This window comes from Pseudomonas sp. MYb193, assembly GCF_002966775.1.
In the GTDB taxonomy this organism is placed as follows: domain Bacteria; phylum Pseudomonadota; class Gammaproteobacteria; order Pseudomonadales; family Pseudomonadaceae; genus Aquipseudomonas; species Aquipseudomonas paracarnis.
Genome location: NZ_CP023269.1, coordinates 1,846,667 through 1,860,900, shown reverse-complemented (window position 1 = coordinate 1,860,900; position 14,234 = coordinate 1,846,667). Strand labels below are relative to the sequence as shown.

Below are 14,234 nucleotides of genomic sequence, written 5' to 3'. Positions count from 1 at the left end.
TTGGGCCTGGGTTATTTCTAACAGGATATGTCTGTCAAATTGCTGAACTGTTCTCGTAGCCACAAAAAAGCCCGCTGACCGTCACCGGTTCAGCGGGCTTTTTCGTGGGTGTGGCTTACAGCGCCAGGTCAGAAACCGGCTTGCTTGGCTCAGCCGCAGGCTTGGCAGCCTCGGTGGCCTGTGGAGCAGCCAGCTGCGGGATCGCAGGTGGCGGGGTCAGTTGCAGGATACCGGCGGTGTAGGCCCATTCCTTGGCAACCGCTTCAGGGCTGTCGTTCAGCTTGGTGCCGTAGCTTGGCACGATCTGGTGCAGCTTTTCCTGCCAGGCCGGGCTGGCTACTTTGTCCTTGAACACCTTTTGCAGCACGGTCAGCATGATCGGAGCCGCGGTGGACGCGCCTGGCGATGCACCCAACAGGCCGGCAATGGTGTTGTCGGCAGAGCTGACCACTTCGGTACCGAGCTTCAGCACACCGCCTTGCTCTTCGTCACGCTTGATGATCTGCACGCGCTGGCCGGCTTGCCACAGGCGCCAGTCCGATTGCTTGGCGTTCGGGAAGTACTCTTGCAGCGCCTTGAAGCGGTCGTCATCGGACAGCATCAGTTGGCCGGCGAGGTACTCGACCAGTGGGTATTCACGAATACCGACTTTGGTCATGGGCCAGATGTTGTGGGTGGTGGTGCTGGTCAGCAGGTCCAGGTACGAGCCTTCCTTCAGGAACTTGGTCGAGAAGGTTGCGAATGGGCCAAACAGAATCACGCGCTTGCCATCCAGCACGCGGGTGTCCAGGTGCGGAACCGACATCGGAGGCGAACCTACCGAAGCCTTACCGTAGGCCTTGGCCAGGTGCTGCTCGGCGATGGTCGGGTTCTCAGTCACCAGGAACGAACCACCAACTGGGAAGCCTGCGTATTCCTTGCCCTCAGGAATGCCCGACTTCTGCAGCAAGTGCAGGGCACCGCCGCCCGCGCCAATGAACACGAACTTGGCGTCGGTTTCAGTCTTGGTGCCGTCTTTGAGGTTTTTGTAGCTCACGCGCCACGAACCGTCGGCGTTCTTGGTGATGTCCTGCACTTCGCTCGACAGCTTCAAGTCAAACTTCGGCGTAGTTTGCAGGTGAGCGACGAACTGGCGGGTGATCTCGCCGAAGTTTACGTCGGTACCGATCGGGCTCCAGGTGGCCGCGATTTTCTGGTTGGGGTCACGCCCTTCCATCATCAACGGAACCCACTTGGCGATTTGCGCCGGGTCTTCGGAGTACTGCATGCCAGCGAACAGAGGGCTGGCTTTCAGGGCTTCGTAGCGCTTTTTCAGGAACTTGATGTTGTCATCGCCCCACACAAAGCTCATGTGCGGAGTGGAGTTGATGAACGAACGCGGGTTCTTCAACACGCCCTGCTGAACCTGCCAGGACCAGAACTGACGGGAGATCTGGAACGCTTCGTTGATCTCGACCGCTTTCGGGATCTCAACGTTGCCGTTCTTGTCTTCCGGGGTGTAGTTCAGCTCAGCCAGGGCCGAGTGACCGGTACCGGCGTTGTTCCAGCCGTTGGAGCTTTCTTCGGCCACGCCATCGAGGCGCTCGACCATCTCCATCGACCAATCCGGTTCCAGCTCATTGAGCCAGACACCCAGGGTTGCACTCATGATGCCGCCGCCGATCAGCAGCACATCGACTTTCTTCGCCTCTTCCGCGTGAACGGACGTGATCCCCATCGACAAAGCCAGCCCCAGCAGGGCAGTGTTTACTTTTTTAAACATCAGTAGCACCTATGATAAAACGCCATCCGCCCTACCGCCCCTGATCATGAGTAACCCTCGTTCACGCTACGTCAGGCAACGTACCGCGGGGTCTGCACAGTCACATAAAGGCTGCAGGGTGGGCACACAAGGCCGATGGATCGACCTCACTGTTATGTCCCTTCTGCGCTGACTTCTTATCATTATTGGCTTCAGCTACCTGGGCGACAGCCAACCGCTGGGACGTATACGGGTGTACGCACCAGGGAAAGACTAGCCCAAGACGGCGCGCAGAATATCACGCTAAACAGCGTTTATGCGCCGTTTGGCCAATTGACAGGCCTAAATCGCGGCTTTTAATGCGCCCCTGTCAAGCCTGGCAGCCGCGACCTGCGGTCACAGGCGTGGAACTCTGCCGAAAATGGCGGTTCTAGACACCTTCGTCGCGGCTTGCGTAGCATCGGCGACAGTCCTTCGTGCACACCCTCCACACAGAGTTACCCATGACAATCCAGCAAACACCCGGGCAGGTACTGCCCGCGCGCAGCGCCGCCAAAATGGAAGCGGCCATGGCCGTGGGCGCCTTCGCGATCGGCACCGGCGAATTCGCCATCATGGGCCTGATGCCCGACATCGCCCAGAACCTGGGCCTGAGCGAACCGCAAGTCGGCCACGCCATCAGCGCCTACGCCCTCGGCGTAATGGTCGGCGCCCCACTGCTGGCCATCCTCGGCGCCAAGCTGCTGCGCAAACACATGCTGCTGTTGCTGATGGGCCTGTACGCCCTGGGCAACTTCGCCACCGCCTTCACCCCCACCTTCGGCTCGTTGGTGGCCTTCCGCTTTATCAGCGGCCTGCCCCACGGCGCCTACTTCGGCATCGCCGCCGTGGTCGCCTCCAGCATGGTGCCCACCGACAAACGCGCCGGCGCCGTGGCCCGCGTGATGATGGGCCTGACCCTGGCCATGCTGCTCGGCAACCCCATCGCCACCTTCCTCGGCCAACACCTGGGCTGGCGCTCGGCGTTCGCCCTGGTCAGCGTGATTGCCCTGCTCACCATCGCCCTGGTCTGGCAATTCGTGCCCCACCGCCACGACGAACAACGCAGCGACCCACGCAAAGAACTGCGCGCCTTCACCAAACCCCAGGTGTGGATGGCCCTGTCCATCGGCGCGATTGGCTTTGCCGGGATGTTCTGCGTATTCAGCTATCTGGCGCCGACCATGCTCGAAGTGACCAAGGTCTCGCCGCAGTGGATCCCCTTCGGCCTCGCGGCCTTTGGCGTGGGCGGCATCATCGGCAACATTGCCGGTGGCAAGCTGTTTGATCGCCTGCAGTTTCGGGCGGTGGGCTTGATATTGGTGTGGTCGATGGGCGTGTTGCTGTTCTTCCCCTTCGCCGCCTCGTCGCTGTGGGGCGTGCTGCTGAGCATGGGGTTGGTGGGCACCATGGTCGCATTGGCGGCGCCGTTGCAGATTCGCTTGATGGACATCGCCCACGAAGCGCCGAGCCTGGCGGCAGCGTCCAACCATGCGGCGTTTAACCTGGCGAATGCGCTGGGACCGTGGTTTGGGGGGATGGCGATTACGGCAGGGTTGGGTTGGACCAGTACCGGCTACATCGGTGCAGCTACAGCGCTGGTGGGCCTGGGCCTTTACCTGATTGCGCGCCGGATGAAAGGCGGTCAATAACGGCTCACCTAATAGCGATCAGCTAAGCGAACACACTACTCAAAACAACGAATATCCAATGTGTGGAGCTTGCCTACGAAAGCAGTGGGTCAGTTATAGATTCAGTGACTGACATGCCGCCTTCGCGAGCAAGCCCGCTCCCACAGGGATCTGGGCCGGGCGCTGATTTTGTGGGCGATACATGACTAATGTGGGAGCTGGCTTGCCTGCGATAGCGGTGTATCAGTGACAGATGAGTTAACTGACCCACCGCCATCGCAGCATAAATATCTACACAACTTCGGCGCGACGCTGCACCTGTGGCGAGGGAGCTTGCTCCCGTGAAGCCCTGACAGCCGACGCGTATATCCCTGACTCCCACGCTCCAACTGTGGGAGCGGGCTTGCTCGCGAAGACGGCCCGACAGCCGACGAAAATGTGGGATCAGACCGCGTACCTACCCGTCATTCAAGCAACGGCAACTTAGGACTCCGCCCCAACGGCTGATCACTTTGCAAAGCGGCAAAGCAAGCAAAACGCTCTTGCCCCACCACCCCATCAATCATCATGCAACAACCCCGAACCATACTCCCCATAACTACTCCCCAACCCACTGCCACCAAAATTCATCTTGGCGGCTTTGCTGGGGCTGTGGTCCCCAAATGCCTGGCATCCACCTGAAAAGCACGGGTCACTGTTCACGCTCGGTGAAGACGAACAAGCACTCACCAGCACAGCGCCGGCGATCATCACAACTTTGACGAGGTTTGAGATCATGGTTTCAGTTCCCTGTGGGCTGGAGGCGCTGGGGTCCTCTCTGAGTAGGGGATCGTAGACCTCAATGGCCCAAGGAATTATGAAACTTTGCTGGGTGACAGCATGAGTTCAGGTTGCCGCCTTGGGTAAGGCGGCAGGGTTGGTTATCAGGCTTTGACTGGGGCAGCTACAAGCGCAACCTGCTCCTGGGCTCGGTCAACGAGCAGCGAGCTCAACTCGATTAACTGCTGAATGCCCAAGGCGATGGCACGCTGGGAATCGTCGAGGTCGAACGCCAAGGTGGCGGCCATTTCGTTGGCGGATGCCAGGTTTTCGGCGGCGTTAGCCAGCAGGGTTTCAGGGTCGATGGTTGGGTTGACGAGGAATAGGTTGTTGCTTGGGAGTTCAACGGGCGCAGCGTCGTCGGATGGGGGCAAGTGATGATTGATTGCGCGCTGGGCTGCGGCTTGAAGCTTGGAATCAGAAGATGCAGCGTTTGAAGCATAAGGCGGATTAGGTGTGACCTTGTACATGGCGAAGCTCCTTAACTATTCAGGAACTACCAGTCTCACTTCCACATGAGAGGTGGCAGCTGTACGCAGGTGTGGAAGACCAGGGCTAAGGACCCGGCGCACCGAAGTGCCCCGCGCACAGCCGCCGAAACACATGATACAGACGTAAAAAAACGCCGGTAGGTGTTTGTGACGATTGCGTCTTAGCTTGGTACGGACTTCCACATCCGACCGCTGGATTGGCAGCGGCTTGAGGAGGTTAGCTAGGGGTGGTCTTAGGGGCAAGCCGAGAAAAGCGTGGGAAATTTCCTAGACGATTTAACCTGTTCCCGAAATCACTCCACACTCGGTAAATCGTCCCGATGATGGATTGGACAAACTAACTATAGAGGCCTTGTAATACTTGCCTTGTAGCTAACCCTAAAACTCCCCATACCACTTTTGTACCACCTCCCCTCCTCAAACAACATGGCGCAATTGGAAAGGCTTTTTACATTAATCACAGCTTACGGCGAGTAGCCATTAAGGGTTGCGGTGATGTGGTGGTTTTCGTAGCCACTGTTATAGTGAGGCCGTCCCCCGTAATAGTGAGGGTGCAACAGCTAAGAAATCTAAGGACTATTGATGGCGCCACGTAACAACCACCTGAAATACCAGGTTTATCGGGGAGAGGCTTACAGGCAAGCCCTCGAGCTGTTAGCCGAGGAGCAGGCCTCGCAGGACCCGCCTGATCTCGATGTTTCCCGTGTCCGACTGGAGCCCATAAACCAAGCGGCAGTTGCGGCAAGCTACAATTGGGGCGAGGAAGGAGCTTTGCTTTCTTGGGAGGACGTATCCTATTGGAAGCAGAAGTGGCCCAAGGGGATCGACTTGGCGCTGTGGTATGACGTAGAGCTCTGCGGCATGGCATATGCGAACCCACGGAACAGTAAGCTGACTATCAAGCTCATTCTCCTGGAGGGAAAGCCGGACTCCAGTCATCCCCTGAAGGGATACGTGCTCCCCATCGCTCTAACCGCGATCGACGCGTTCGCACGAATGTCGAAGTTGAAGTGGATTGAGGTTCAGGACCCAGCGTCAGGCGCGATCCCTTGGTACTGCGAGAACGGCTTCGAGTTCGACGATGAGCGGCGCCTTGTCATTTCTGTAGAGGACGAATAACATGGGCCCAATGAACCATCACCCTTCAGGGATGCATGCGATGAAAAAGCAGACAGCAAAACCAATGTTGGTTGCTGAGTACGCTGCAGAAGCCCAGCGCCTAGGCGGTTCGGTTTCTGCGAATCAGCGTCGTTTTATGGCAGCCGCCAAGCGTGGTAGACAAATTGAGCCTATTGGTGTGATGGCAGGTCGCCTATAGCCTGTAGGGTTCACCAAAAAACCGCCTTCATTGGCGGTTTTTTGTGCCCAATGATAACTAGTACATCACAAACAAATTACCTATCCAAGAATAAAGCATGGAGGCTAGATGCTAAATCTCACTCACATAATCCACAAAAAAGGAGAAGAGCTTGAAGAGCTAGAGCTATTCGCCGGCGTATGCAGAAATGCTTTAAACCAAGCAACTCGATCTGTAGAAACAATTGATTTACGGCGCAGAATTGCGGAAGTACTCAACGAAAAACCCGATTACGAATCTGAGTCTCAGCTAGATGCTGCAAAGGAGCACGCTGCAAAAATATCAGAGTTTGCAGAAAGTCAACGCAAAGATGGGTTGCCGTACCTATATAGTCTTTGCGCCGTCCGACTCTGGGCGCTGACCGAAGCCATGGTAGATGAGTTAGTTGTTCACTCATTGCTAACCCCCTCCGAATTTTTCGATCACTCAATTTTGGCTAAACTTAAAGGCCCTTTAATAGAGTTTCGCGCAGCCTCCCCCGACGAGCAAGCTGAGTTTCTTGCAGAAACACTGAAGCAGTTAGTGGATGCACCTTTGAAGTTGGGAGCTGGAAAGTTTGAAGCGCTTCTGGCTCCGGTGGGCTTAGGGGGCGAAATTCAAGAGGATGTTAGAAAAACACTTTATGAGCTAAGCCAGATCCATAATATTATTGTACATAAAAGCGGAAAAGCAGACCGAAGGATATTAGAAGCTTGTCCTTGGCTTGACTTTAAGAAGGGCGAAACCATCAATGTTACATTTGAAATGTTTGAGCGCTATCGTGTCGCAATATACTGGTATATCGTTGCTGTTCGCGGCCGAATAGACGCCCGAGACGGAATAAAAAACCCAGTAGACTTAACTCAAATATTAAAAATGATTGAGGAAAAACTGCAGACCTCACCAAACAAGCAAAAAACTCAGAACAACTAATCCACACTCGACAATTTTCTATATTTAATATTGCAGAATGCAAATTTATTAGACTGCGCAGTGTCACCAGCCCGCTTCGGACTAATTCGAAGTTCTGCTATTGACCTAAAAGTTACGGTCACTGGGTCAAACATCGCTTGAGTAAAATAAGGCTTCCAAACTTGATCGGATGCGAAGGCCTTTTTGCTCGCCTTCGGAAACCAAGCGTCCCTCACCAGCCTCCCTGATGGTGACCTCGCGCAACGCCTAGCGTTTCCCCGTACAAGAGCCAACACCGGCTGCGAAGCTCCATCTGAAGCTATATGCCTGAGATTGCGTGCGCGTGAACGTAAAGGTCGTGAGTACTGCGAAATGCGGAACGCAGCTTCAAAAGTACCCCGCCCTAGGCATGTCTCGCGTTTTCATATCGGCCCACGGGAGGTTAAGAGGGTTAGTTTTTTGCTGACAGCCTTGAAAGCCTTTCCAACTGTGGGTTGGAGCGTGGTCGGTAAGGTTAGCTTTTCGGCTAGGGCTGGTTATTTCCTAATCTTTATTGATGTTAACTATTCAATATAATAAATCCTTAAAAAAAAGAATATTACAAGAGACAAGGGGACGAATTTATTTAAGACTCAAGCTTTGGCTTTATGACCCACGCTCGGCGCAAGTTCTACGACCTGCACATCACGGACAAAAACGTGCTTGCAGAGCAAGCACTGCGATACATCGCGGTCCTATATGAAATCGAACGCGAAGTCCGCGATGTGGAACCGGACGTCCGACTACGAGTACGTCAGAAAAACGCGACGCCTCTGATGGACTCGCTTCATGCCTAGATGATCGCCCAACGAGCTTGTGCATGAAGGTTTGGGGATTACCAAAGCCCTGGATTACAGCGTAAAACGTTGGGCCGCGTTGAGTCGTTATCTGAATGACGACACGGTGCCGATAGACAACAGTCATATCGAGCAGCAAATTCGGCCTTGGGCTCTTAGAAGAAAAAACTGGTTGCTCGTTGATTCGTTACGCAGTGGCAAACGGGCTGCGGCGCTGATGAGTTTGATACAGTCGGCCAAGCTCAACGGGCATGATGTGTATACTTATCTGAAGGACGTTCTGACTCGCCTGCCGATGCAGCGGGCGAGTGAAATTTGAGGTGTTGCCGCATCGGTGGCAACCGGCTTAGCTGCGCAAGAAGGGATGCCCGGACGCTTAACTTTCTATATTATAAGCGCGAGATTAACCTGAGTGCCTCCTTATAAAATTTATGCTTCTATATTCACCAGATTACCTGAGCCTCAAAGGGGAATGAATGCCGAGTACGAATGAGGTCTTTCAGAAAAACATTGACGACATTGCATTAATGTTGATTCAAAAATTTGGTCTCAGGTTTAAGCGAGAAGAGGAGAAACTTAACTGCCCGCTAGATAGATGGCTGGACTTCATATGTCGTTACATTGCTCCTTTACCGCGCAAGATTGCATTGTCCAATGCATTCCCAAAGGCCAATCTTCCGCCGAGCGCGCAACGCGGGTTATCAAGTTTGCTAAGAAAATTCACTACTGGAGAGAATGTCAATCCCTATCAAGGTCGAGGACTAATTATCCGCAACGACACCAGCGGGTCAAAAAAACACACTCGGACTGACTTGCTGTATGCAGACTGGAACATCCTGCACTTCCACCTAAGCGACGAAATTATCCCGTCAGGACAGTTCTTCTCCAAGCCAGCAGACTACCTTGCCTTTTGCATGATAGGGAGAGACGTAGTGGCCGTGGTAGACGTGCTCCCTCACCCAGATCGAGCGGGATTCGCTAATACCGACCTCTTTGCAACGCTGGCTAACTCATGGCCTCAATACATCGCGCAATATGAACTTAATGGAATACTTGCGGGAAATACCTTTTCTTCCTCAGATATCAGTCAATTGCGCGAGGCGGGAGTCACTACATTTGTTGAACATGACGGCAAGGTGTATATGGGCCCGGGCGGTGGGATAACTTCAGCTGGAACCTCTCTGCGGGTTGGGCGCAGTTCTGATTACCTCAGGGATACCGCAAATATGCTCGCTAATATGGTGGATGATCCTCATGGTCAGTTTCAGGTGCATCCAGTAATCAAGGAGATTTCGGAGCCTGATTTCATGCTTGCCTTGGACTGTCGCGGGCTTTGTGTAAGAGAAAACACAAGTCAAACCCACTTCCTAATTAAACGGCCCGTGGCTAATCAAGAGCCTACCCGTTTTGAGGCAATGAGCAATATGTTAGTCCCCGAGTGGGCTGTTAGTTAATTTTTAATCTTGCTCAGTCCGTTACGCAAGCCCCATCACTGGAAGGCGACCACACGTTTTCCAAGAGGTGACTCATGCAAAAGCAATCCGACGACTGCACCAAGATCAAGGCCGAGGGAGGGCCTTTTGACGCCTTGATTCGATTACCAAAGAGTTGTATTACAGCCTCAACCGTTGGGCAGCGTTGAGTCGTTATCTGGACAACGGCGCGGTGCCGACACAGCGGGCAAGTGAAATTTGGGAGTTGTTGCCACATCGCTGACAACCGGCTTAGTCACGCAATATGGGGTGCCTGACCACTTACCTTGCTCCCGTTGGACTGCGTAGCAGCCTCATTTTTGGGGCCGCTTCGCGCCCCAGCAGGAGCAAGCTCCCTCGCCACAGTCTCCAATTCTGTCTTCATTGACTGGCAATTAGAGTAGAAAAGGGATAGTAGAAAAACCAAAAACGGGGACAGATTTGTTTATACACTCGCTGAGAAAAAGCTAATCACAAGACAGCAAAAAGCCGCGTCATCCGCGGCTTTTTGCCTTAGGCCTTCAGCTCTTCTGGCGTGTGCGTCTTAAGCCAATCAGCCAAGGCGGCATTCATTCGCGTTTGCCAGCCCGGCCCGGAAGCCCTGAATCGCTCCAGCACGTCAGCATCAAAACGAACATTAACGTGCTCTTTAGTGGCTATCGACTTTGGCCGCCCGCGCTTGGGTTTGAGCATTTCCTTCGCTTGAGCTTTGCCAAACAATCCCACAAGCACCTCGCTGGCTGGCTTGGCCTTAGCAAAGTCTTCAGCCGACCACTCAGGGTTCGCTGTATCGACCTTCTCAGGGCTGGGTTTCTTGGTCATAATTTTTGACCTCCCGTTTGTTGGCTTTACGAAAGCTGATGACGTGGACCGCGTCCCCCCGTGGGGTGAACACTACGACATGCAGCCGATCCCCTATGTATCCCATCGCTCGATAACGACACTCACCGTAGTCGAATCGATCATCTTCCACGATCAAGGCCGTAGACCATTCAAAGTCCCGCACTAACGCAAACGGGAGTCCACGTTCTTCAACGTTACGAGCGTCTTTGGCTGGGTCATAGGTAATCTGCATGTGATAATCGTAGCCACAATAAATCATCAACACAAGGTGCGCGTCGAAAGCCTAACCGAGCGTGTACTCTGGTTATCACCGAAGGTTGAATGGCTAGGCCTGAGAACGCGCCAAGTACCTGACAAGCATCCCTGATAAACTACGCCCCATTCGCCTCGCTAACTCAGATCCCCCATGCCCCTACAAACCGCCCCACTCTCCCGCCGCTTCTCCGTCGCCCCCATGATGGACTGGACCGACCGCCACTGCCGGTTCTTCCTACGCCTGCTCTCCAAACACGCCCTGCTCTACACCGAGATGGTCACCACCGGCGCTATCCTCCACGGCGACCACGAGCGCTTCCTACGCCACAACGAAGCCGAGCACCCGCTGGCCCTCCAGTTGGGCGGGAGTGTTCCAGCCGATCTGGCCGCCTGTGCCCGTATGGCCGAGGCCGCCGGTTATGACGAAGTGAACCTGAACGTCGGCTGCCCGAGCGACCGCGTACAAAACAACATGATCGGCGCGATCCTGATGGCGCACCCTGCCCTGGTGGCGGACTGTGTAAAGGCGATGCGCGATGCGGTGTCGATCCCTGTGACGGTGAAGCACCGTATCGGCATCAATGGCCGGGACAGTTTTGCCCAGTTGTGTGATTTCGTCGGCACGGTAAGGGACGCCGGTTGCACCAGTTTTACCGTGCATGCGCGGATTGCGATTCTGGAGGGGTTGTCGCCCAAGGAGAACCGGGACATTCCGCCGTTGCGTTATGACGTGGCGGCGCAGTTGAAGCGGGATTTTCCGGAGTTGGAGATTAATCTCAATGGTGGGATCAAGACGCTGGAGCAGTGCCTGGAGCATTTGCAGACGTTTGATGGGGTGATGCTGGGGCGGGAGGCTTATCACAATCCGTATCTGTTGGCGGAGGTGGACCAGCGGTTGTTTGGCAGTGAGGCGCCGGTGATTAGCCGGGCGGAGGCGTTGGCGCAGTTGCGGCCTTATATTGCTGAGCATTTGGCCAGTGGTGGGACGATGCATCACATTACTCGGCATGTGTTGGGGTTGGGCACGGGGTTTCCAGGGGCGCGCAAGTTCAGGCAGTTGTTGTCGGTGGATATTCATAAGGCGGCGGATCCGTTGGCGTTGCTGGATCAGGCGGGGACGTTGTTGGAGGGGCGGTGATTGGTCGAGTGTCAGGTAGATGCTCATTGGGCGTACCGGCGCTATCGCAGGCAAGCTCCCACATTTTTTGCCTGGTGAGGGTCAGGTAAGTGCTCATTGGGTGTACCGGCGCTATCGCAGGCAAGCCAGCTCCCACATTTTTGCCTGGTGAGTGTCAGGTAAGTACTCATTGGGTGTACCGGCGCTATCGCAGGCAAGCCAGCTCCCACATTTTTGCCTGGTGAGTGTCAGGTAAGTACTCATTGGGCGTACCGGCGCTATCGCAGGCAAGCCAGCTCCCACATTTTTTGCCTGGTGAGGGTCAGGTAAGTGCTCATTGGGTGTACCGGCGCTATCGCAGGCAAGCCAGCTCCCACATTTTTGCCTGGTGAGTGTCAGGTAAGTACTCATTGGGTGTACCGGCGCTATCGCAGGCAAGCCAGCTCCCACATTTTTGCCTGGTGAGGGTCAGTTAAGTGCTCATTGGGTGTACCGGCGCTATCGCAGGCAAGCCAGCTCCCACATATTTAGCGGTGATTGCAAGGGCGCGGCAGGTGCTGCCGGCCCTTGCTGCACTGTTGCTTAGTTTTCCGGCACTGTTCCTTTGGGCACAGTTACCCATTGGTCGGTGTCGCGGTTATACCTTTTCCAATCTTTATCGGTCCTGACTTTTCGGTAAAGCGTGTTGAATGTGGTGCCGCCGAGTATTTGAAATTGAACTTCACCGCCTGGCGTTTTGCAGTTAACCAACCCCAGAATGGGTGAGTTCGGGTTTACTTGCAGTGCATACACGGCGTCTCCAAAGGTTCCGGTGGTGGCGTAGTCCAGTGCAAAACTCACGAACTGACTTTTCGGGGTGTCGCTGGACTGTAAGGCGAGCAGTCGCATTGTCGTGTAGGTGGCACCGTTGAAACCCAGCGCGTGTAGGTCAGGCCCATCGATGGCCCAGTACTCTTGGGGTGTGCCGCCTCCTTTGACGTATTTGTCCAGATCGTTCTGCGCCTTGGAGTAGATCACCCCGGCCTTGAGTTTCTGGACGTGCCAATTGTTGGTGTCCGCGCTCTCATACGCGCGGTACACCCAGGTGGCAGGCGCAGTCACTCTGGTGTCGGTGATCTTGCCGCCGTAGGATGAGGTCAGTTCGTTTTCCTTTTCCAGGGTGCGACTCCCCATGGGTTTACCTGCCTTGGCAGTGTCAATGATGCCACGCATTTCCTGGGTATCGTAACAACCGGCGCTGAGGGCCTGCTGTACCGTCACATCGGCAAATACCGTTGTTGAACAAATAAAACCCAGGGCGACAAATAGCGTTGATATATTCCGTTTCATTACATCTCTCCTTTGCTTTCAAACTAACGAACAAGCAGATTTTAATAAACAGGCACACACGCACTTCACCGCAGACAGTTATGTCATCAGAGTTTTTATCGGCCCAAGTTAGCGCTTGCCAGTCAGGTATAGCACAAGTAAAAACAGCAACAACTAAAGAGCTGGAAAATAAACTTTTCACAACTTCAAAACACTGATATCACCTTTATCAACTGGCTTGAAACCGGTGGCGCAGGACGGGTGGAATCCGGTTGAACCTAGCTGCGATTTTGCCCTCCAATCGAGCACCACGGCCGGTGATTCAAACGGCCGTTTCCAGGTTATTGCCCTCGCAAACGACCTAACGCATTTGCGCCCTTGAGCGCCTGCCAGCGCTCGGGTAATGTCACTAGACCCACAGGACAGAGCACGCCCATGACTTCCAAGCTGGAACAACTCAAGCAATTCACCACCGTCGTAGCCGATACCGGCGATTTTTCCACCCTCGCCAAGCTAAAGCCGCAAGACGCCACCACCAACCCTTCCCTGCTGCTCAAGGCTGCGTCGATTCCTGGCTATGCCAAGCTGCTGGATGAGTGTGTGCAGGACTGCAACGGCGATGTGGGCCTGGCCAGTGACCGCTTTGCGGTGGCGGTGGGTCAAGAGATTCTCAAAGTAGTGCCGGGCCGTATTTCCACTGAGGTGGATGCGCGCCTGTCGTTCGACGAGGCCGCTATTCTCAAGCGTGCGCACCGTCTGATCGACCTGTACGACAAAGCCGGCGTCAGCCGCGACCGCGTGCTGATCAAGATCGCCTCCACCTGGGAAGGCATCCGCGCCGCCGAAAAGCTGGAAAAAGAAGGCATCCAGACCAACCTGACGCTGCTTTTCTCGTTTGCCCAGGCCGTGGCTTGTGCCGAAGCGGGTGTGTTCCTGATTTCGCCGTTCGTGGGCCGTATCTACGACTGGTACAAGAAGGCCAACGGCAACGACTACACCGGTTCCGATGACCCGGGCGTGCAGTCGGTGACGCGCATCTATAACTACTACAAGGCTAACGGCTACAAAACAGTAGTGATGGGTGCGAGCTTCCGTAACCTCAGCCAGATCGAGGAACTGGCCGGTTGTGACCGCCTGACCATCAGCCCGGACCTGTTGGAGAAGCTGGCAGCCGATGAAGGCAAGCTGGAGCGCAAATTGGCGCCAGGCCATGCCGGTGAAGCCCGTGTGCATATGACTGAAGCGCAGTTCCGTTGGGAGTCCAACGAGGACGCGATGGCGACTGAGAAGCTGGCGGAGGGGATTCGTCAGTTTGCTCGGGACCAGGAGAAACTGGAGGCGTTGTTGTCGGCCAAGCTGTAAAGGCAGATAGCGGCAAAAAGGGCGGCACCTGTGAGGGTGCCGCCCTTTTTTTGCCTCGGTGTCACCGCCGTC

The 14,234-nt window shown here is 54.9% G+C and carries 13 protein-coding genes and 1 pseudogene; 8 read left to right on the top strand and 6 right to left on the bottom strand.

Going from position 1 to position 14,234, the window contains the following annotated elements; translation table 11 throughout:
* Positions 1-115 precede the first annotated feature (115 nt).
* Positions 116-1,762 (bottom strand): malate dehydrogenase (quinone), encoded by a 1,647-nt coding sequence (mqo, locus tag CLM72_RS08750; RefSeq protein ID WP_034135222.1) that lies wholly within the window; start codon positions 1,760-1,762, stop codon positions 116-118.
* A gap of 482 nt (positions 1,763-2,244) precedes the next feature.
* Between mqo and CLM72_RS08745 the strand changes: the two genes are divergently transcribed.
* On the top strand, positions 2,245-3,432 hold the full coding sequence (locus CLM72_RS08745) for an MFS transporter (protein WP_105226191.1): 1,188 nt from the start codon (positions 2,245-2,247) through the stop codon (positions 3,430-3,432).
* Between the two features lie 537 nt (positions 3,433-3,969).
* Here CLM72_RS08745 and CLM72_RS29215 read toward each other — a convergent pair.
* Both CLM72_RS29215 and CLM72_RS08735 read right to left on the bottom strand, forming a co-directional pair.
* Positions 3,970-4,188, bottom strand: coding sequence for a hypothetical protein (locus CLM72_RS29215; RefSeq protein WP_105226190.1), 219 nt, complete (start codon positions 4,186-4,188; stop codon positions 3,970-3,972).
* A gap of 146 nt (positions 4,189-4,334) precedes the next feature.
* On the bottom strand, positions 4,335-4,700 hold the full coding sequence (locus tag CLM72_RS08735) for a DUF6124 family protein (RefSeq protein ID WP_105226189.1): 366 nt from the start codon (positions 4,698-4,700) through the stop codon (positions 4,335-4,337).
* A gap of 603 nt (positions 4,701-5,303) precedes the next feature.
* Between CLM72_RS08735 and CLM72_RS08730 the strand changes: the two genes are divergently transcribed.
* From CLM72_RS08730 to CLM72_RS08710, 5 genes and pseudogenes are all read left to right on the top strand, one after another.
* Complete coding sequence (locus CLM72_RS08730) at positions 5,304-5,840, top strand: N-acetyltransferase (protein ID WP_105226188.1); 537 nt, start codon at positions 5,304-5,306, stop codon at positions 5,838-5,840.
* Between the two features lies 1 nt (position 5,841).
* Positions 5,842-6,039: a hypothetical protein gene (locus CLM72_RS08725; protein ID WP_083263049.1), complete on the top strand. Its 198-nt coding sequence runs from the start codon at positions 5,842-5,844 to the stop codon at positions 6,037-6,039.
* A gap of 108 nt (positions 6,040-6,147) precedes the next feature.
* Positions 6,148-6,990, top strand: coding sequence for a hypothetical protein (locus CLM72_RS08720; protein WP_105226187.1), 843 nt, complete (start codon positions 6,148-6,150; stop codon positions 6,988-6,990).
* A 611-nt stretch (positions 6,991-7,601) separates the two neighbouring features.
* A pseudogene (locus CLM72_RS08715) lies at positions 7,602-8,155 on the top strand (transposase); the annotation flags it as partial.
* A gap of 126 nt (positions 8,156-8,281) precedes the next feature.
* Positions 8,282-9,259 carry a hypothetical protein gene (locus CLM72_RS08710; RefSeq protein WP_105226186.1) on the top strand — a complete coding sequence of 326 codons (978 nt, stop codon included), beginning with the start codon at positions 8,282-8,284 and terminating at the stop codon, positions 9,257-9,259.
* 531 nt (positions 9,260-9,790) lie between these two features.
* Here CLM72_RS08710 and CLM72_RS08705 read toward each other — a convergent pair.
* Positions 9,791-10,099, bottom strand: a complete 309-nt coding sequence (locus CLM72_RS08705; RefSeq protein WP_105226185.1) for a BrnA antitoxin family protein — start codon at positions 10,097-10,099, stop codon at positions 9,791-9,793.
* Positions 10,077-10,352 (bottom strand): BrnT family toxin, encoded by a 276-nt coding sequence (locus CLM72_RS08700; protein WP_105226184.1) that lies wholly within the window; start codon positions 10,350-10,352, stop codon positions 10,077-10,079. Before CLM72_RS08700 ends, CLM72_RS08705 begins: the two co-directional genes overlap by 23 nt.
* Before the next feature lie 174 nt (positions 10,353-10,526).
* Between CLM72_RS08700 and dusA the strand changes: the two genes are divergently transcribed.
* Positions 10,527-11,513 carry a tRNA dihydrouridine(20/20a) synthase DusA gene (gene dusA / locus CLM72_RS08695; protein WP_105226183.1) on the top strand — a complete coding sequence of 329 codons (987 nt, stop codon included), beginning with the start codon at positions 10,527-10,529 and terminating at the stop codon, positions 11,511-11,513.
* Positions 11,514-12,074: 561 nt separating this feature from the next.
* Here dusA and CLM72_RS08690 read toward each other — a convergent pair.
* Positions 12,075-12,821: a hypothetical protein gene (locus CLM72_RS08690; protein WP_105226182.1), complete on the bottom strand. Its 747-nt coding sequence runs from the start codon at positions 12,819-12,821 to the stop codon at positions 12,075-12,077.
* 414 nt (positions 12,822-13,235) lie between these two features.
* On the opposite strand from CLM72_RS08690, the gene tal reads away from it, so the two are divergent.
* A complete protein-coding gene (tal, locus tag CLM72_RS08685; protein ID WP_003189693.1) occupies positions 13,236-14,162 on the top strand; it encodes a transaldolase in 927 nt (308 codons plus the stop codon).
* Positions 14,163-14,234: the final 72 nt, after the last annotated feature.

Excerpts from the sequence above, each read along its gene's own strand:
- mqo (WP_034135222.1), bottom strand. The coding sequence starts at position 1,762 with ATGTTTAAAAAAGTAAACACTGCCCTGCTGGGGCTGGCTTTGTCGATG.
- CLM72_RS08745 (WP_105226191.1), top strand. The coding sequence starts at position 2,245 with ATGACAATCCAGCAAACACCCGGGCAGGTACTGCCCGCGCGCAGCGCC.
- CLM72_RS29215 (WP_105226190.1), bottom strand. The coding sequence starts at position 4,188 with ATGATCTCAAACCTCGTCAAAGTTGTGATGATCGCCGGCGCTGTGCTG.
- CLM72_RS08735 (WP_105226189.1), bottom strand. The coding sequence starts at position 4,700 with ATGTACAAGGTCACACCTAATCCGCCTTATGCTTCAAACGCTGCATCT.
- CLM72_RS08730 (WP_105226188.1), top strand. The coding sequence starts at position 5,304 with ATGGCGCCACGTAACAACCACCTGAAATACCAGGTTTATCGGGGAGAG.
- CLM72_RS08725 (WP_083263049.1), top strand. The coding sequence starts at position 5,842 with ATGGGCCCAATGAACCATCACCCTTCAGGGATGCATGCGATGAAAAAG.
- CLM72_RS08720 (WP_105226187.1), top strand. The coding sequence starts at position 6,148 with ATGCTAAATCTCACTCACATAATCCACAAAAAAGGAGAAGAGCTTGAA.
- CLM72_RS08710 (WP_105226186.1), top strand. The coding sequence starts at position 8,282 with ATGCCGAGTACGAATGAGGTCTTTCAGAAAAACATTGACGACATTGCA.
- CLM72_RS08705 (WP_105226185.1), bottom strand. The coding sequence starts at position 10,099 with ATGACCAAGAAACCCAGCCCTGAGAAGGTCGATACAGCGAACCCTGAG.
- CLM72_RS08700 (WP_105226184.1), bottom strand. The coding sequence starts at position 10,352 with ATGCAGATTACCTATGACCCAGCCAAAGACGCTCGTAACGTTGAAGAA.
- dusA (WP_105226183.1), top strand. The coding sequence starts at position 10,527 with ATGCCCCTACAAACCGCCCCACTCTCCCGCCGCTTCTCCGTCGCCCCC.
- CLM72_RS08690 (WP_105226182.1), bottom strand. The coding sequence starts at position 12,821 with ATGAAACGGAATATATCAACGCTATTTGTCGCCCTGGGTTTTATTTGT.
- tal (WP_003189693.1), top strand. The coding sequence starts at position 13,236 with ATGACTTCCAAGCTGGAACAACTCAAGCAATTCACCACCGTCGTAGCC.